The following is a 16,976-nucleotide window of genomic DNA, read 5'->3' as shown; positions in this document are numbered from 1 at the left end:
TTTTTGCCTCTTTCCTTAGCTAACCTTTTGATTAATAAATTGTTACAACCATTTCCGCCGTTTAAGCCACCAGGCCACGCCCAGAATTAACACCAGCAGCAGCAGGCAAAATACGCTGAAACCCAGATGCCAGTTCCCGCCGGGGATGCCGCCCAGGTTGACGCCAAACAGCCCGGTTAAAAAGGTCGTCGGCAGGAAAATCATCGCCAGCAGCGACATGGTGTAGGTCCGGCGATTCATCGCTTCCGCCATCAAAGACGCGACCTCGTCCGCCAGCACGGCCGTGCGCGCCACGCCTGCATCCAGATCGTCGAGTCCGCGCCCTAACCGATCGGACACCTCCTGCATACGACGACGATCGCTGTCGTCCATCCAGGGCAGTTTTTCGCTGGCGAGCCGCGAATAGACATCACGCTGCGGAGCCATGTAGCGACGCATCACAATCAGCTGCTTACGCAGCAGCGCCAGCTGTCCGCGAGCGGGGATGCGCTGGTCCAGCAGCGCGTCCTCCAGCTCAATGATTTTATCGTGCAGCTCTTCGATAAACTCGCTGGCGTGATCGGTCAGCGCATCGCAAATATCCACCAGCCAGCTGCCGCCATCTTCCGGCCCGTTACCGTTTTGCAGATCGGTGAGCACGGCATCGACCGCATAGACTTTGCGACGGCGGGTCGACACAATCAGCTTGTCATTAATAAACACCCGCATCGCCACCAGCTGTTCAGGCCGCGAGTCGGCGTTGTGGTTGACGCTGCGCAGCACGATCATAAAACCGTCGCCGAGCCGGCTGACGCGCGGACGCATACTGTCCCCCGCCAGCGCATCGCGCACCGTATCAGGGATCAGCGGCGTGGATTGCAGCCAGTCGGCGCTCTCACGATGGGTATAGTTAAGATGCAGCCAGCAGGGACGCTCGCAGTGGAGCACATCTTTATCTTCGATAGGAATTAAGCCGCCCTTGCCATCCAGCTGGCAGGCGATAATCGCGTCGGAAACCTGCAACGCTTTACCTTCAATGACGTTCACTGACTCGCCTCTTTACTAAAATCAATACGATACAGTCTAGCGCGGCGTGGTCCAGTTGCAATCGTCAGGCTGTGAGCAAAGGTGTCTGTCAGCGGCCCGCGACGCAGGCCGCCTCAGGGTTAATGTTTTTCGATCCACAGCTCGCGGCTGTAGGCGACATCTTCCGGGTTTTGAACAGGGTAGCCTTTTACCCACGGCTTGATCAGGCGACCGTTGGTGTACTGATAGATGGGCGCGATCGGTGCCTGCTCAGCGAGGATCTGCTCCGCTTTCAGGTAGTCGTTGTTGCGCGCTTCTGGCTGAATCTCTTTGCTGGCTCTGGCGAGAACCGCGTCGTAATCGGCATTGCTGAAGCGGGAAATATTGCTGCTGTTGCCGCTGGTCAGCAGGCTGAGAAAGGTTGAAGCCTCATTGTAGTCGCCGATCCAGGAGGCGCGGATAACGTCAAAGTTGCCGCTGTTGCGGCTGTCGATGTAGGTCTTCCACTCCTGATTCTGCAAGGTAACGTCGACGCCGAGCGTTTTCTTCCACATTGACGCCACGGCAATAGCGATCTTTTGATGGCTCTCCGAGGTGTTATAAAGCAGCGTCAGGTGCAGCGGTCGGTCCGGCCCGTAACCCGCCGCGGTCAGCAGCGCTTTCGCCTGAGCGTTAAGCTCCTGCTGGCCGTGCTGCTCAATATAGGGATTCCCGGCCTTAAAGCCCGCCGTCACGTCGGGTGTAAAGCGCCAGGCCGGTTTCTCGCCGGTACCCAGCACTTTTTCCGCGATAATGCGGCGATCGATGCTCCACGACAGCGCTTTGCGCACCCGCGCATCCGCCGTCGCGCCTTTCTGGGTATTAAAGGCGTAGTAGTAGGTCCCCAGCTGATCGGGCGTATACACCTCGCCCGGCAGCGTCTTTTTCAGCTGCGCATACATGTTTTTCGGGAAGGATTCAGTGATGTCAATGTCGCCTGCGCGGTAGCGTTTCGTGGCGCTGGACTCTTCATTGATCGGAATAAAGGTGACTTTGGTCAGAACGGAATGGGCGTCATCCCAGTAGTGCGGATTGCGCGTCAGCACGATCTTTTCGTTCACTACGCGCGACTGAAGCTGATAGGCGCCATTTCCCACCAGCTTGCCCGGCGCGGTCCAGCCGCTGCCCTCTTGCGCAATCACCTGCTGCGGCACCGGGAAGAGCGCCACGTTGGCGACAAGCGCAGGAAACCAGGGCACCGGGCGGTCGAGCGTCACTTTCAGATGTTGGGCATCAATGGCGCTGACGCCCAGGGTATTTGCCGCCATTTCGCCTTTAGTTATAGCGGTGGCGTTGCTGATTCCAGCCAGCCCGGCAAACCAGGCGAAGGTAGAGCTGTTCCTGGGGTCCACCAGACGCTGCCAGCTAAAAACAAAGTCCTGCGCCGTGACCGGTTCGCCGTTCGACCATTTTGCATTGCTGCGCAGCGTAAAGATCCAGGTTTTATTGTCGCTACTGCTCCAGCTTTCCGCCACGCCCGGCACGATGTTGCCTTTGGCATCCTGATTGGTCAGCCCTTCAAACAGATCGCGAATAACCTGAATTTCCGGCAAACCCACCGCTTTCAGCGGATCGAGCGAGGCAGGTTCATCCTTGATATGGCGGACAATCTCCTGCTGGCTCGCCAGCTGCGCGCCAGAGGGCACCTGCGCCGCCAGCGCGGACGTCGCGATACCTGCGAAGCCGAGCGCAATCAGCGTCGTGCAAAATGTCTTGTTCATTTTCACTCCCTTAGCCTGATGAAGTGCTGCGCAGCGCACTACCGGACGCAGCATGACCCCGGCACTGTAGCGCAAATGACTGAAGGATAAATAGCGATTTTCCGCGCGCGGCTTTTCCGCTACTTTGTCAGGCAGACAGCAACAGGAGAGAGCCTATGACGTCGTTACACCCGCGACCGCTGCGCGGAAAACTCGAAATCCCGTTTCAGCGCTATGGCGACAGCGTGCTGGGCGCACCGCTGCTGTGGTTTCCCGCGCCGGCCGCAGAGGCTGACAGCGGACTTATTCTGGCGGGCACCCATGGCGATGAAAATGCGGCGATCGCCACTCTCTCAGCCGCCATGCGCACCCTGCCGGATCGGCTGCGCCGCCATCATGTCGTGCTGGCGGTCAATCCTGACGGCTGTCAGCTTGGCCTGCGCGCCAATGCGAACGGCGTCGATCTTAACCGCAACTTTCCGGCGGCCAACTGGCAAAACGGCGACACGGTTTATCGCTGGAACAGCGTCGCCGACGCGCGCGACGTGGTGCTCTCGACCGGCGAACGTCCCGCCTCAGAGCCGGAAACCCAGGCGCTGTGCGAATTAATTCATCAGCTCAGGCCAGGCTGGGTGGTCTCCTGGCATGAGCCGCTGGCCTGCATCGACGATCCGCACAGCAGCGCGCTGGGCCACTGGCTGGCGCAGCAGACCGGGCTGCCGCTGGTGAGCAGCGTCGGCTATGCTACGCCCGGCTCGTTCGGCAGCTGGTGCGACGATCTGGGATTGCCCTGCGTCACCGCCGAAATGCCGGCGATTTCGGTCGATGAAGCCACAGAGCGCTATCTGGAAGCGATGATCAACCTGCTGCGCTGGCAGCGATAAGCAGCTTGCCGGCGCTGATGTGCACCGATGGCTCCACATCCACCGCCAGCCAGGTGGGTCCGTCGAGGTCGGCGAAACGCGCTTCGCCTGCCAGCGGCAGCGCGGCATGGATGGCGCGCGAGGTGCAGATCATACAGCCGAGCATAATATCGAACCCCAGAGTTCTGGCCTTTGCCGCCAGCGCCAGCGCTTCGGTCAGCCCGCCCGCCTTATCAAGCTTGATATTGATCATCTCATAGCGGCCTTGCAGCGCAGGCAGACTGTCGCGCGTATGGCAGCTCTCGTCAGCGCAGATCGGCAGCGGATGGATAAAGTTCGCCAGCGCCGCATCCTGACCGGCAGGCAGCGGCTGCTCCAGCATCGCCACGTCAAGATCGGCCAGTAGCTGACAGCGCGCCGCCAGCCCTTCCGCCTGCCAGGACTCATTGGCATCGACGATAAGCGTGGCCTGCGGCACCGCCGTGCGGATCGCCATCAGGCGCTCGGTAATAAAGGTATCGTCCAGCTTGATTTTCAGCAGCGTCGCGCCGTGTTGCCATAACGCCCTGGCGCTGCTCGCCATGGCTTCAGGCGTATCGATACTGACGGTCTGCGCCGTGGTAACCGCATCGGGTGGCGTCATGCCGTTTAGCGTCCAGAGGTCCTGCTCCTGCTGACGGCTCTCAAGATCCCACAGCGCGCTGTCAATGGCGTTACGCGCCGCGCCCGCAGGCAACGCCTGCTGCAAGGCCTCACGCGTCATTCCCTGCTGTAAGACGGGTAGCACCTGGGCGATTTGCGCCAGCACCGAGGCTTCCGTTTCGCCGTAGCGCGCATAGGGCGTCGCCTCGCCGGTGCCTTTGATGCCATCCTGTTCGATTTCGACGACTACGACCTTTGCTTCAGTGCGGCTGCCGCGAGCGATAACGAAAGGCGTGTGCAGCGGCCAGGATTCCGGATAGCTTTTTACCGTTCTCATACTCTCTCCGTGTTATGTCGAAAACTGCGCCTCGTCTTGAATAAACTCTGTTTTTTTCTCGTAAGTCTTTCACAGATATGTCATAACCCTGTTCTGAACGCTACACATCTGTAACCAGCCAGTTTTTGGCTTTTGAGGAATCGCTATGTCTCACACTGTTCACTTTCAGGGCAACCCGGTAGAGGTTGCAGGTCACTTCCCACAGGCCGGCGAGCAGGCTCAGCCCTTTACGCTGGTGGCGAAAAACCTTACTGACGTATCACTCACTGAGTATGCAGGAAAACGTAAGGTTCTGAATATTTTTCCCAGCATTGATACGGGCGTTTGCGCCGCTTCCGTGCGCCGCTTTAACCAGCTGGCGAGCGAACTGACCAATACCGTAGTGCTGTGCATCTCGGCCGATCTGCCGTTTGCCCAGTCGCGCTTCTGCGGCGCGGATAACCTGAATAACGTGGTCACGCTGTCAACGCTGCGCGGCGCAGCGTTCAAAAATGCCTATGGCGTGGAGATTGCCGCAGGCGCGCTGGCCGGTCTGACCGCGCGCGCGGTAGTGGTGCTGGACGAAAATGATAAGGTGCTGTACAGCCAGCTGGTGAATGAGATCACCACCGAACCGGATTACGATGCGGCGCTGGCGGTACTGAAGTAAAGATAACGACGGCGGCGCTTAGCCGCCGTTTTTCTCTTCCTGCTCGCCGCGCTTATGGCCTAAACCATATTCACGCAGTTTATTGGCGATAGCGGTGTGCGATACGCCGAGCCGTTTCGCCAGCTTGCGCGTGCTGGGATAGGAGAGATAGAGACGGGTCAGCACCGAGCGCTCAAAGCGGCTGGTGATCTCATCCAGCGTCCCTTCCATCGCCTCTTCCCCCAAGGTCGCGTCCAGCGCCTGCTCAGGCAAAATAATGTCCTGCGGACGGAGTTCGTGCCCTTCCAGCTGCGTGAGCGCGCGGTAGAGCGCGTTTTTAAGCTGACGCACGTTGCCCGGCCAGCTGTAACGGGTTAAAAAACCGTTTAGCTGCGATGACAGGCGCGGGCGCGGAATGCCCTGCTCATCGGCAAAGCGCGCCACAAACATTTCGGTAAGCGGCAAAATATCCTGCGGACGTTCGCGCAGAGGGGGCAGATGCAGGGTCAAAACGTTCAGTCGATAGAACAGATCCTCGCGAAACTCGCCGCGCTGCACCAGTTCAATCAGGTTTTTCTGCGTGGCGCAGATAACGCGCACGTCTACATGCACCTCATGCTCTTCGCCGACGCGACGAAAGGTGCCGTCGTTGAGAAAGCGCAGCAGTTTGGTCTGCATACGCGGCGACATTTCGCCAATCTCATCCAGCAGCACCGAGCCGCCGTTGGCCTGCTCGAAAAAGCCCTTTTTTCCCTCCAGCGCGTTGGGATAGGCGCCTGCCGCGTGGCCAAAAAGCTCACTTTCCGCCACATCGTCCGGCAGCGAAGCGCAGTTAAGCGCCAGAAAGGGTTTGTTGCCGCGCGCGCTGCGCAGATGACAGGCGCGCGCCAGCATATCTTTGCCGGTGCCGGTATCGCCGACGATTAGCAGCGGCGCATCGTGCATCGCCAGCTTGCGCGCCTGATCGATAACCTGACGCATCTTCGGCGTTACCGCAATGATATGTTCAAACTCAGACTCATCGGTGACGATCAGGTTTTGCAGCTGGCGTCCCATGCGCGCGGTCGATTTCAGCATCACCATTGCGCCGACCGGCTGATCGCCCGCGCCTTCGTCTGCGGTCAGATAGACAGGACGCACCTCCATCAAAAAATCACGCCCGTCAATGACCACCTGCTGCGCCTGCGCCTCGACGCGATCGCTCTCCAGCCAGCGCTGAAAATTGAACCCGTTAATCAGATTGCCCGCGCTGTAGTTGCGAATTTTCTGTTCGTCGAGGTCGAACAGGTTCTGCGCCGCCGGGTTCGCCAGCTCTACTTTGCTTTTAAGATCGATGGAAAAAACCGGCTCCGGCATCGCCACCAGCAGCGCGCTCAGGGCGCGGTGCTCGCGCTCCGAGGGCATATAGGCAACGGTGCGCACGTCGGTCACGCCCGGCGTGCGGCGAATTTCCGCCATCAGGCTGCTGAACTGATCAAATTCAAGCGCAGAGAAGTTGAGGTAGATACGGCCCAGAGCCGCGATTTCAATGCCGCGTAAATCAATGTTACGGGCAACTAACAGATCGAGCAGCTCGCGCGCCAGACCAATACGGTCCTGGCAGAAGACTTCAAGACGCATTGCGATGGCCTTAGTCAGGTGAAGAATCTGGAGATAATACGCTAACTTGCGGCGGGTCTGAAGGGGGTGTGGAAGCTAAAGTTGACAGGGGTGTTCAGCAAACGGTGCGCGTTGCGCTGGCAACTGCGCACCGGTATAGCGCCATTTAGCGCGTTTTTGGGCCGCTGCCTGTTGGCAGCGTCTCTTTCAGCCGGGTAATGAGATCGCGACGAAAGTCTCCCAGCCGCGGCTTATCCTCCTCCAGCCAGGGCAGCGGACGACACAGCTCCATGGCTTTGATGCCCAGCCGGGCAGTAAGCAAACCCGCGCCGATACCCTGTGCGGCGCGGGCGGAGAGCCGTGCGGCAATATCCTGCGACATCCAGTCCATGCCCACCTCGCGCACCAGCTCTGACGCCCCGGCAAAGGCGATGTTCAGCAAGACCAGGCGAAACAGCCGCAGACGGCTGAAGTAGCCCAGCTCAATGCCATAGATAGCCGCGATGCGGTTAACCAGTCGTAAATTGCGCCAGGCGATAAACGCCATATCCACCAGCGCCAGCGGACTCACGGCAATCATCAGCGTTGACTCTGCCGCATGACGACCGATTTCACGCCGCGCCTGGCGATCCTGCACGGGCTGCACCAGTTGCGCATAGAGCCTGACGGTTTCGCCATCGTTCTGACTCTCATGCAGCGCGGCGTGCCAGCGCTGCAAGGCGGGGTGCGCCTGATCGAGTCCGGCCTGCTGCGCCAGTTTTTCACAAAAGGCGCGCCCTCTGCCGACGCTGTGGCTGTGCAGCAGCTCGCGCCCCGTCTCGCGCGTTTCAGCACGCGCGCGCAGCTTGTAAAGGCGACGCCATTCGCTGGTCAGCGCGCCCACGCCTGCGATAACGATCAGGCCGCCCGCCGCGCCGCTGCCGAGCGCGAACCAGTCGCGCGCCAGCCAGGCGTCATAAGCCCACTGCACGCTCTGGGCGGCAACGCTTGCGGCAAACAGCGCCGCGCCCGCCCCCACCAGCCTGCGCCACAGGCTGCGCCTGGGCCGCAGCGCCTGTTCTACCGCGCGTTCGCCCGCGCCCTCTTCCACCACGTCATCCGCGTCGTTATCCACGGCGAGAAACGCCTGCTGCGCGTCGGCATCAAACGCCTGCGCCGGACGCAGCAGCGGCTCGCGCGACGCCTCCAGCGGCCGGGCGAAATCAATACGCGGTTTCAGTTTGTCTTCGCTCATCGCAGCTTATCTCCTAATAAAAATTCCAGCGCAGCGTCCATGCGGATATGGGGCAGCGGACGATCGATGTCGAGCGGCTGCGGCCGGAACTGTTCAAACTGGAAGCCCTGCTGCTGCCAGAACGCATGGCCAGGCAGACGCGGCGGGACTTCGCCCGGATAGAAGGTCAGCGCTTCGCCGTCCGCCAGCCGCTCGCCGCGCAGCGCGGGGATCTTTTCGCCGCGGTGATCCACCAGGCCGCTCTGCGTCGCCTGTACTGACGCCAGCCCGATGCAGTCCATGCTGATGCCTTCAAACGCCGCGTTCTGCCAGGCATCCTGCACCAGCTGTTGCAGCAGCGACACCATATTGGCGTGCTGGTCCGCCGTAATATGGTCGGCTTTGGTGGCGGCAAACAGCAGCTTATCGATCACCGGCGCAAACAGGCGGCGAAACAGCGTACGCTGCCCGTAGTGAAAGCTCTGCATTAGCTGGGTCAGCGCCAGACGCATATCGTTAAACGCCTGCGGGCCGCTGTTCAGCGGTTGCAGACAATCCACCAGCACAATCTGGCGATCGAAGCGCAAAAAGTGGTTGCGGTAAAAATCTTTCACCACATGCTGACAATAGTAGCGAAAACGCTGTTGCAGCATGGCGAAGTTGCTGCCTTTATCGGCCTGCGCCAGTTTGCTGCGCTGCGCCTCATCCACCAGCGGCCACGGGAAAAATTGCAGCGCCGGCGCGCCCGCCATCTCGCCGGGCAGAACAAAACGGCCAGGCTGAATAAAATGCAGCCCTTCTGCCTTACAGCGGTGCAGATACGCGGTCCAGGCGGCGGCAATGTCCGCCAGCCGGTTCTCATCAGCCGGCGCGAAGGGATCGAGCGAGGCGCACAGTTCGCGCCACGGCTGCGCCCACTGCGCGCGATCGCCCTGCAACAGCCCCAGCATCTGCCGTGACCAGTCGAGGTAGTCCTGCGCCAGCATCGGCAGATCGAGCAGCCACTCGCCGGGATAATCCACGATCTCCAGATAGAGCGTCGCGCTCTCTTTGAAGTGGCGCAGCAGCGAATCCTGGGAGCGATAGCGCAGCGCCAGCCGCATTTCGCTGACGCCGCGCGTCGGCGTAGGCCAGGCTGGCGGCGTACCGTAGAGCTGCGCCAGCCCTTCGTCATAGGTAAAGCGCGCAGTGCCCATATCGCGCTGCGGAATACGCTTGACGCCGAGCAGCCGCTCGTCGCGCACCACGGAAAAAAGCGGCAGCCGCGCGCCGCTGTGCACGTTAAGCAACTGATTGACTAAAGAAGTAATAAAAGCGGTTTTACCGCTGCGGCTCAGGCCGGTCACGGCCAGGCGCAGATGTCGATCTGCGCCGCGATTCAGCAGTGCGAGTAGTTCAGACTTGTTTATCATCGTTTTCCCTGATGAAGCGCGCCGATGCCCGCTTCATAATGCGCTGTAGCAACGGCTCCAGCGCCAGGGAAAGCAGAATGCGCAGCGGACGACGCGCAACGGATTTCACCGCCCAGCCGGTCAGTCCGGCAGGCCCGTAACTCACGGCATTGATAATGATGAATTTTCCCACCGACTTCAACGCGGGGGTCGCGCGGCGGCGAAAAGAGGACGTACGTGAGTATGACAAAAGAAACCTCCGGTTGGTCAGAATAACGGAGCCAGCAGGCCCCGTCAGGGAAAATCAGAGCTGACGAAAGCGGCTGCGCACGCTGAACGTTTCCGAGGTCACGTAGCGCTCAATGTCGCGCACGCTGTGCTCGTCACGGCGCAGCGCGGTTTCCAGCCGGTCCAGCAGCTCGCTGGCGTTGGGCGCGACCGGCCCGTCTTCGGCATCCGCAGGTTTCACATCCAGCACAAAGCCCAGAATAAAGTAGGCGCAGACGGTAATCGCGAACAGGCCGAAGAACAGCGACAGCACCACAATGACGCGCAGCAGACGCACCGGGATATCGAGATACTCCGCCACGCCGGCGCAGACGCCCATCAGCTTACCTTCGTCCGGTTTACGCCAGAGCTTACGTTTAATCATGGCTGTCTCCAGTTAGGATGCTCCGCATCAAGAATAGACTCCAGCGCATGGATGCGATCGCGCATGCGCTCGGCGTCCTGCGTCAGCTGTTGCAGGCGCTGAAGATCGCCTGCCGACAGTTCATTGCCGCTGCGGCGATTGCTGTAGTGCAGCCATAACCAGATCGGCGCGACAAACAGCACGAATATGGTCAGCGGTATAGCGAGGAAAAGTGCGCTCATTGACTCTCCTTAATCAGTCTCGCAGATCGATCGTTATTATTCGCTACGGTTCATTTTGGCTTTCAGCGCTTCCAGCTGCTGGCTGATTTCATCATCGGCCTGTAAATCGGCAAACTGCGCGTCCAGCGATTTTACTTTGCCAAAACGCTGGCTTTCGGCTTCCGCTTCCATATGGTCAATGCGACGCTCAAAGGATTCGAAACGCGCCATCGCTTCATCCAGCTTGCCGCTGTCAAGCTGACGACGGGCGTCGCGCGAAGAAGACGCCGCCTGATGACGCAGCGTCAGCGCCTGCTGACGCGCGCGGGTTTCGCTCAGCTTTTTCTCCAGTTCGCCGATCTCGCCTTTCATACGCGCCAGCGTCTCGTCGATATGCGTCACTTCCTGCTGCAACGAGGCGATCAGGTCGGTAAGCTTCTGTTTTTCAATCAGCGCGGCGCGCGCCAGATCGTCTTTTTCTTTACGCAGCGCCAGCTCGGCTTTTTCTTGCCATTCGGCCTGCTGAATTTCCGCCTGTTCAATGCGGCGGGTCAGCTGTTTTTTCTCCGCCAGGGCGCGGGCAGAGGTTGAACGTACTTCAATCAGCGTGTCTTCCATTTCCTGAATCATCAGGCGGACCAGTTTCTGCGGATCTTCCGCACGCTCCAGCAGGGAGTTGATGTTGGCGTTTACGATGTCGGCGAAACGAGAAAAAATACCCATCATGCAGTTCCTCTTTGATTATGTTGGTGCGCCATGCGCTGACTGTTACTATTCAAAAGGCGTGCCAGATTTTATTTTATTGATTTTAATAGCAATTTAAATTTTACAGCGCAGCGGGCGTCACGTAATGTAGTGAAATTGATTAACAGATGGCGAATTTCATCATGGCAGGCAGCAACGATAATCTGTTGGGCGAGTCGAATAATTTTCTGGAAGTGCTTGAGCAGGTGTCGATGCTGGCGCCGCTGGAGAAACCGGTGCTGGTGGTCGGAGAACGCGGAACCGGCAAAGAACTGATCGCCAGCCGCCTGCACTATCTGTCCGATCGCTGGCAAGGCCCGTTTATCTCGCTCAACTGCGCGGCGCTGAACGAGAACCTGCTTGACTCTGAGCTGTTCGGCCATGAAGCGGGCGCGTTTACCGGCGCGCAGAAGCGTCATCTGGGCCGCTTCGAGCGCGCGGACGGCGGCACGCTGTTTCTTGACGAACTGGCCACGGCCCCGATGCTGGTACAGGAGAAACTGCTGCGCGTGATTGAATATGGGCAGCTTGAGCGCGTCGGGGGCAATCATGCGTTTCAGGTCAATGTGCGGCTGGTGTGCGCCACGAACGAAGACCTGCCAGCGCTGGCGGCGGCAGGTAAATTCCGTGCCGATCTGCTCGATCGTCTTGCCTTTGACGTGGTTCAGCTGCCGCCGCTGCGCGAACGCCGCAGCGATATTCTGCTGATGGCCGAGCATTTCGCCATTCAGATGTGCCGTGAGCTAAGCCTGCCGCTGTTTCCAGGCTTTACTCCTGAGGCGCAGGCGACCCTGCTGGCGTATCACTGGCCGGGCAACGTGCGTGAACTGAAAAACGTGGTGGAGCGCTCGGTTTATCGCCACCACAGTAGCGACGAACCGCTCGACACCATTATCCTCAACCCCTTTGCGCCGCGCGCCCAGCCTGCCGTGACGCCGCCCGATAGCGGCGAGAGTTCCCTGCCTGCGCTGCCGCTCGATCTGCGCCAGTGGCAAAACGCACAGGAACGCGCGCTGGTGGAGTCCAGCCTGCGCCAGGCGAAATACAATCAGCGACGCGCGGCCGATTTACTTGGCGTGACCTATCATCAGCTGCGCGCCATGCTGAAAAAGCACGGTATCCAGACCGAGTCATAAATTTCTCCGTTCCCCAGGTGACAAAATCGCGTTCGCCGTAAAATCAAGGCCCTGAATTGATGCCGGTCAATAACTCCGGCAACAGGGCCTTTATGGTGGGTGACGTTTTATTTAATAAATAAAACGGTAAAGGATTAAGACCTAAAGGACGACGATATGAACCCGAATAATATGATGTCATTCACGGATGTTGGTTCAGGATTTCCCCTTTTAATGGGGCACAGCTATCTCTTTGACCGTAGTATGTGGACGCCGCAAACAGAAAAGCTGGCAAAAAAATACCGCCTTATTTTACCCGATCTCTGGGGACACGGTAATTCGCCAGCCTTGCCTGCTTCAGCAACCTCTCTTAAAGCGCTGGCGGAAGCCCATTTAAAGCTAATGGACAGCCTGGGCATCGATAAATTTGCCGTTGTGGGCCTTTCGGTTGGCGGAATGTGGGCCGCTGAGCTTGCCGCTTTAGCGCCAGAACGCGTTAACGCGCTGATGCTTTTTGATACGTTTATCGGAAAAGAAACCGCGCAAAAAGAAGCGCAATATGTGGAAATGTTGAACGCGGTAAATTTTACCGGCGCCATTAAGCCACCGCTGCTGAATTATATTGTTTCTCAGTTTTATTCCGACCAGGCTGCGGCAGATGATGTTTCGCTGCTGACAGCAAAACTGGCCGCCCTTCCGACGCCTCTCCTGCGCGAAAGTATTGTCCCCATCGGTAAAATGATATTTGGCCGCCCCGATCGCCTGCCGCTGCTAAAAAGTATTCGCTGCCCGGTGTGTATCGCAACCGGCGAATATGATCTTCCCAGGCCGCCCGAAGAGGGTCGGAAAATGGCGGAAATGCTGGGCTGCGAGTTTCATCTGATCTCCCAGGCTGGGCATATCAGCAATCGGGAGAATCCAGACGCAGTTACCCGCCTGATTGAAACTTTCCTGAACAGGACTTTAGGCTGACAGTAAGCCGCATCGCGTCAGGCGACGCAGGACAAAAAAAAGCCCGCATATAATCTGCGGGCAACAATACTGGAAGCAATGTGAGCAATGTCGTGCTTTTCTTCGGTAGAGCCACCGTCGAATCGCAAGGTAATAATAATCATTCTTGTTCTCAGTTGTAAAGCGCTAAGTGAGAATTTTTCTCATCTCCATAGCAAGGGTAGGTGTTTTCCCCTCTCGTCTGGCAAATTCCCTCTTGCCTGCTTCGCATATTTTGGGACATTGCCCCCTTTGCGATACACTCAGCCTATTGCCCGAATACCGTTGAGTTCTATGTCAAAACTAATTTCGTCGCTGCTGCTTGCTCTCAGTCTGTTTAGCGCGTCGGCCTGGTCAGCCAGCGAGCGTGATATTCGTCAGAGCGGCTTTGTCTATTGCGTTAACGGCACGCTGAATACCTTCAACCCGCAAATGGCCAGTAGCGGCCTTGTGGTTGATACCCTGGCCGCGCAGCTTTATGACCGCCTGCTTGATGTCGATCCCTATACCTACCGACTGGTGCCCGATCTGGCCTCCAGCTGGGAGGTGCGCGATAACGGCGCAACCTACCGCTTCCATCTGCGCAGTAAGGTTTCGTTTCAGCATACCGGCTGGTTTACGCCAACCCGCCCCATGAACGCGGACGATGTCGTCTTCAGCTTTGCGCGCATGTTCGATCGCCATCACCCCTGGCATAACGTCAACGGCGGCAGCTATCCCTACTTTGACAGCCTGCAATTTGTAGACGCGGTGCAGAGCGTGAAAAAGCTCGACGATAATACGGTAGATATTCGCCTTAATAGCCCAGACGCCTCTTTTCTCTGGCATCTGGCGACCCACTACGCGCCGGTGCTCTCCGCGGAATATGCCGATCGGCTGACGCGTCTCGGCCGTCAGGAAGAGCTGGATCGTCAGCCCGTGGGGACCGGTCCCTTCCAGCTCAGCGAATATCGCGCCGGACAGTATATTCGTCTGGCGCGCAACCCCGCCTACTGGCGAGGCGTGCCCCGTCTGCAACAGGCGGTAATCGATCTGGGCGCGGGCGGCACGGGGCGGTTGTCCAAACTGCTGACCGGCGAGTGCGACGTGCTGGCCTATCCTGCCGCCAGCCAGATTTCCATTTTGCGCGACGACCCTCGCTTACGTATGACGCTGCGTCCCGGCATGAATATCGCCTATCTGGCGTTCAATACCCGTAAACCGCCGCTCGATCGCCCTGAAGTGCGTCATGCGCTGGCTTTAGCGATCAACAATGAGCGATTAATGGAGTCTATCTATTACGGTACGGCGGAAACGGCGGCGTCTGTGCTGCCGCGCGCCTCCTGGGCCTACGACAATGACGCGCGTGTCACCGAGTACGATCCGCAAAAAGCGCGCGCCATGCTGGCGTCGCTGGGCGTCACAGATCTGCATCTGCGTCTGGTGGTGCCGGCCGCGTCGCAATCCTGGAATCCCAGCCCGCTGAAAACGGCGGAGCTGTTGCAGGCCGATCTGGCTCAGGTGGGCGTACAGGTCAGCATCGCGCCGGTTGAGGGGCGTTTTCAGGAGGCGCAGCTGATGGCGATGAACCATGATTTGACCCTGACCGGCTGGGCGACCGACAGTAACGATCCCGACAGCTTTTTCCGCCCGCTGTTGAGCTGCGCGGCGATTCGTTCGCAGACCAACTACGCGCACTGGTGCTCGCCAGCCTTTGACGAAGCCCTGCAAAAAGCGCTGCTGTCGCAGCAGCTGGCGGGTCGCATTGACAACTACCATCTGGCGCAGCAGATGCTGGCGCGGGATCTACCCGTGCTGCCGCTGGCGTCGTCTTTGCGGCTTCAGGCCTACCGGCATGATATTAAGGGCCTGGTGCTGAGTCCCTTTGGTAATGCCTCTTTTGCCGGAGTGTACCGCGATGAGCGCGAGGAGCCATAAGTGATCATCTATATGTTACGCCGCCTGCTGTTGCTGGTTATTACGCTGTTTTTGCTGTCGCTGGTCAGCTTCAGTCTGAGCTATTTCACGCCTAACGCGCCGCTGGAAGGCGCTTCGCTGTTCGACGCCTGGTGGTTCTGGTTTAGTGGTTTGATGCAGTTTGATTTCGGCGTGTCCAGCACCAATGGCCAGGAGATTGGCTTACAGCTGCGTGAAGTTTTCCCCGCTACGCTGGAACTGTGCGTGCTGGCGTTTGTTCTGGCATTGCTGACCGGCATACCGCTCGGCATTTGCGCGGGCGTAATGCGCCATAAGTGGCAGGATAAGCTAATTAGCGCGCTGGCTCTGCTCGGTTTCTCTATGCCGCTGTTCTGGCTGGCGTTGCTGTTTACCCTGTTCTTCTCGCTTACGCTGGGCTGGCTGCCGGTTTCGGGTCGTTTTGATCTGCTCTACCCGGTGCAGAATATTACGGGATTTGCGCTGATTGACGCCTGGCTGAGTCCCTCGCCTTGGCGTCATGAGATGCTGATTAGCGTGCTGACGCATATGATCCTGCCGGTGATTGTGCTGGCCGTGGCGCCTGCGACCGAGGTAATCCGCCTGTTGCGCGCCAGCACCAGCGAGGTCATGGATAAAAATTACGTCAAAGCCGCCGCCACGCGCGGGCTGTCGCGCTTTACCGTGATCCGTCGCCATGTGTTGCATAACGCTCTGCCGCCGGTGATCCCGCGTCTGGGTTTGCAGTTCTCTACCATGCTGACGCTGGCGATGATCACTGAGATGGTGTTTAACTGGCCTGGCCTGGGTCGCTGGTTGATTAACGCCATTCGTCAGCAGGATTACGCCGCTATTTCCGCAGGCGTGATGGTGGTTGGCGGTCTGGTGATTCTGGTGAACGTGATTTCCGATATTATCGGCGCGGCGATGAATCCGCTGAAGCATAAAGAGTGGTACGCGCTGCGCTAGACAATGAAAGCGCTGCTTGTTGAACGGGTTGCTATGTCGTCGGGGCGGTTGAGAAGTCGTGGTGACTGGCTGATTATTAGTAACATCCCGGCGCGGTGGCCGGGATTTCAATCAGTAAGCGGTTACAGGATAATCACCTTGGCTTGTAGTAATTACATAAGATTCAAAGCCGTTGTTTTCAGGAACGATATATATTTTTTTCTCGTTGCCAAAGGACAATTTTAATATTTCACCATCTGGCAAAGAGCATAACTCAACCCTTTGATTAAGATATGAAAACAGGAGACTACTTGTTGATATATCCTCGCCATGCCCTACATGAAAAGAGTTTTTTTCCTCACATCTAAAGGGACACTGGATCAGTATGCGTGTTCCTGATGAGAACAGCAAAACCAACGACCCTATTCCAACGGTAACCCCAGTAAATATCGCTTCCTCAAATTCATGGAGTTCATTCTCAGTAATCATTTAACCTTACCTTTTTGGCGGCATCGTATTTGCAAAGAGTGGTACAAGTGTTTCTCTTCGAGTTCCAGTACTACCTGTAGCTGGATTTGTTGGCTGACCATTCTTAGCGGATATCCCATAGCCATTTTCTAGTCCCGGAACAGGCGTTGCTCCCGGAGGCAAAACTCTTATATACGAACTACCAGAATTCGTATTTGGCGGGTAATAAATAGTTCTTCCGGGTGTTCGCCCAGGCTTGCGTATCCAACCCTGAGGAATGACTGGCCCTTGGGCTGGGTTCGTAAATTCACGCAATTTTGGCGGTATCTCAGGAACTGAAGTTTTGGACATTCCATTTGTCTGAGCTTCTCCATCCGTGTTAATAATCCCCGGAGTCATCGGATTTATCGGTATGATTTTTAATGAACGATCCCCACGCTCCTCTTTCTGCTCATCTTCATTATGTCCGGGTTTGCCCCCAAAGCATTATTCTCAACCGCATTCTTCCCGGCTGCCGCCCCGGCGCCT

17 protein-coding genes are annotated in these 16,976 nt (G+C 58.0%); 6 read left to right on the top strand and 11 right to left on the bottom strand.

Going from position 1 to position 16,976, the window contains the following annotated elements:
* Window positions 1–42 precede the first annotated feature (42 nt).
* On the bottom strand, window positions 43–1,026 hold the full coding sequence (gene zntB, locus BBB56_RS16450; protein ID WP_123802020.1) for a zinc transporter ZntB: 984 nt from the start codon (window positions 1,024–1,026) through the stop codon (window positions 43–45).
* A gap of 119 nt (window positions 1,027–1,145) precedes the next feature.
* Window positions 1,146–2,765, bottom strand: a complete 1,620-nt coding sequence (locus tag BBB56_RS16445) for a peptide ABC transporter substrate-binding protein (protein ID WP_123802019.1) — start codon at window positions 2,763–2,765, stop codon at window positions 1,146–1,148.
* Window positions 2,766–2,920: 155 nt separating this feature from the next.
* Here BBB56_RS16445 and mpaA point away from each other — a divergent pair, with 155 nt between their 5' ends.
* On the top strand, window positions 2,921–3,628 hold the full coding sequence (gene mpaA / locus BBB56_RS16440) for a murein tripeptide amidase MpaA (RefSeq protein ID WP_123802018.1): 708 nt from the start codon (window positions 2,921–2,923) through the stop codon (window positions 3,626–3,628).
* Here mpaA and ycjG read toward each other — a convergent pair.
* A complete protein-coding gene (ycjG, locus tag BBB56_RS16435; protein ID WP_123802017.1) occupies window positions 3,603–4,586 on the bottom strand; it encodes an L-Ala-D/L-Glu epimerase in 984 nt (327 codons plus the stop codon). The genes mpaA and ycjG overlap by 26 nt on opposite strands.
* A gap of 145 nt (window positions 4,587–4,731) precedes the next feature.
* On the opposite strand from ycjG, the gene tpx reads away from it, so the two are divergent.
* A complete protein-coding gene (gene tpx, locus BBB56_RS16430; RefSeq protein WP_123802016.1) occupies window positions 4,732–5,235 on the top strand; it encodes a thiol peroxidase in 504 nt (167 codons plus the stop codon).
* 18 nt (window positions 5,236–5,253) lie between these two features.
* Here the strand turns inward: tpx and tyrR are convergent, their stop codons facing one another.
* The 7 genes from tyrR to pspA form a co-directional block, all read right to left on the bottom strand.
* Window positions 5,254–6,834: a transcriptional regulator TyrR gene (gene tyrR, locus BBB56_RS16425; RefSeq protein ID WP_123802015.1), complete on the bottom strand. Its 1,581-nt coding sequence runs from the start codon at window positions 6,832–6,834 to the stop codon at window positions 5,254–5,256.
* 145 nt (window positions 6,835–6,979) lie between these two features.
* Window positions 6,980–8,047, bottom strand: a complete 1,068-nt coding sequence (locus BBB56_RS16420; protein ID WP_123802014.1) for a TIGR01620 family protein — start codon at window positions 8,045–8,047, stop codon at window positions 6,980–6,982.
* The gene (locus BBB56_RS16415) at window positions 8,044–9,438 is read right to left on the bottom strand and encodes a YcjX family GTP-binding protein (protein ID WP_123802013.1); all 1,395 of its coding nucleotides are present in this window, start codon (window positions 9,436–9,438) and stop codon (window positions 8,044–8,046) included. The genes BBB56_RS16420 and BBB56_RS16415 overlap by 4 nt, the downstream gene beginning before the upstream one ends.
* Window positions 9,422–9,667 carry a phage shock protein PspD gene (gene pspD, locus BBB56_RS16410; protein WP_123802012.1) on the bottom strand — a complete coding sequence of 82 codons (246 nt, stop codon included), beginning with the start codon at window positions 9,665–9,667 and terminating at the stop codon, window positions 9,422–9,424. Before pspD ends, BBB56_RS16415 begins: the two co-directional genes overlap by 17 nt.
* A 54-nt stretch (window positions 9,668–9,721) precedes the next feature.
* Entirely contained in the window at window positions 9,722–10,069 is a 348-nt protein-coding gene (gene pspC, locus BBB56_RS16405; protein ID WP_123802011.1) for an envelope stress response membrane protein PspC, read from the bottom strand.
* Window positions 10,066–10,290, bottom strand: coding sequence for an envelope stress response membrane protein PspB (gene pspB, locus BBB56_RS16400; protein ID WP_033746941.1), 225 nt, complete (start codon window positions 10,288–10,290; stop codon window positions 10,066–10,068). Before pspB ends, pspC begins: the two co-directional genes overlap by 4 nt.
* Window positions 10,291–10,326: 36 nt before the next feature.
* Window positions 10,327–10,992 (bottom strand): phage shock protein PspA, encoded by a 666-nt coding sequence (gene pspA / locus BBB56_RS16395; RefSeq protein WP_123802122.1) that lies wholly within the window; start codon window positions 10,990–10,992, stop codon window positions 10,327–10,329.
* A gap of 164 nt (window positions 10,993–11,156) precedes the next feature.
* On the opposite strand from pspA, the gene pspF reads away from it, so the two are divergent.
* The 4 genes from pspF to sapB all read left to right on the top strand — a co-directional run bounded on the left by pspF (window position 11,157) and on the right by sapB (window position 16,001).
* Window positions 11,157–12,149 carry a phage shock protein operon transcriptional activator gene (gene pspF, locus BBB56_RS16390; RefSeq protein ID WP_123802121.1) on the top strand — a complete coding sequence of 331 codons (993 nt, stop codon included), beginning with the start codon at window positions 11,157–11,159 and terminating at the stop codon, window positions 12,147–12,149.
* Between the two features lie 156 nt (window positions 12,150–12,305).
* Window positions 12,306–13,100 carry an alpha/beta fold hydrolase gene (locus BBB56_RS16385; protein ID WP_123802010.1) on the top strand — a complete coding sequence of 265 codons (795 nt, stop codon included), beginning with the start codon at window positions 12,306–12,308 and terminating at the stop codon, window positions 13,098–13,100.
* 312 nt (window positions 13,101–13,412) lie between these two features.
* Complete coding sequence (sapA, locus tag BBB56_RS16380) at window positions 13,413–15,035, top strand: ABC transporter substrate-binding protein SapA (protein ID WP_123802009.1); 1,623 nt, start codon at window positions 13,413–13,415, stop codon at window positions 15,033–15,035.
* Window positions 15,036–16,001, top strand: coding sequence for a putrescine export ABC transporter permease SapB (sapB, locus tag BBB56_RS16375; RefSeq protein ID WP_123802008.1), 966 nt, complete (start codon window positions 15,036–15,038; stop codon window positions 15,999–16,001).
* Window positions 16,002–16,112: 111 nt separating this feature from the next.
* Here the strand turns inward: sapB and BBB56_RS16370 are convergent, their stop codons facing one another.
* The gene (locus BBB56_RS16370; RefSeq protein WP_123802007.1) at window positions 16,113–16,469 is read right to left on the bottom strand and encodes a hypothetical protein; all 357 of its coding nucleotides are present in this window, start codon (window positions 16,467–16,469) and stop codon (window positions 16,113–16,115) included.
* Window positions 16,470–16,976: the final 507 nt, after the last annotated feature.

The sequence above is a fragment of the Candidatus Pantoea deserta genome (assembly GCF_003813865.1).
Taxonomy (GTDB): Bacteria; Pseudomonadota; Gammaproteobacteria; order Enterobacterales; family Enterobacteriaceae; genus Pantoea; species Pantoea deserta.
The sequence above is the reverse complement of the archived record's forward strand: the minus strand, read 5'-3'. Positions and strand labels throughout refer to the sequence as shown.

Excerpts from the sequence above, each read along its gene's own strand:
- ycjG (WP_123802017.1), bottom strand. The coding sequence starts at position 4,586 with ATGAGAACGGTAAAAAGCTATCCGGAATCCTGGCCGCTGCACACGCCT.
- mpaA (WP_123802018.1), top strand. The coding sequence starts at position 2,921 with ATGACGTCGTTACACCCGCGACCGCTGCGCGGAAAACTCGAAATCCCG.
- tyrR (WP_123802015.1), bottom strand. The coding sequence starts at position 6,834 with ATGCGTCTTGAAGTCTTCTGCCAGGACCGTATTGGTCTGGCGCGCGAG.
- pspA (WP_123802122.1), bottom strand. The coding sequence starts at position 10,992 with ATGGGTATTTTTTCTCGTTTCGCCGACATCGTAAACGCCAACATCAAC.
- pspB (WP_033746941.1), bottom strand. The coding sequence starts at position 10,290 with ATGAGCGCACTTTTCCTCGCTATACCGCTGACCATATTCGTGCTGTTT.
- pspF (WP_123802121.1), top strand. The coding sequence starts at position 11,157 with ATGGCAGGCAGCAACGATAATCTGTTGGGCGAGTCGAATAATTTTCTG.
- BBB56_RS16445 (WP_123802019.1), bottom strand. The coding sequence starts at position 2,765 with ATGAACAAGACATTTTGCACGACGCTGATTGCGCTCGGCTTCGCAGGT.
- sapA (WP_123802009.1), top strand. The coding sequence starts at position 13,413 with ATGTCAAAACTAATTTCGTCGCTGCTGCTTGCTCTCAGTCTGTTTAGC.
- BBB56_RS16415 (WP_123802013.1), bottom strand. The coding sequence starts at position 9,438 with ATGATAAACAAGTCTGAACTACTCGCACTGCTGAATCGCGGCGCAGAT.
- pspC (WP_123802011.1), bottom strand. The coding sequence starts at position 10,069 with ATGATTAAACGTAAGCTCTGGCGTAAACCGGACGAAGGTAAGCTGATG.
- tpx (WP_123802016.1), top strand. The coding sequence starts at position 4,732 with ATGTCTCACACTGTTCACTTTCAGGGCAACCCGGTAGAGGTTGCAGGT.
- BBB56_RS16370 (WP_123802007.1), bottom strand. The coding sequence starts at position 16,469 with ATGATTACTGAGAATGAACTCCATGAATTTGAGGAAGCGATATTTACT.
- BBB56_RS16420 (WP_123802014.1), bottom strand. The coding sequence starts at position 8,047 with ATGAGCGAAGACAAACTGAAACCGCGTATTGATTTCGCCCGGCCGCTG.
- BBB56_RS16385 (WP_123802010.1), top strand. The coding sequence starts at position 12,306 with ATGAACCCGAATAATATGATGTCATTCACGGATGTTGGTTCAGGATTT.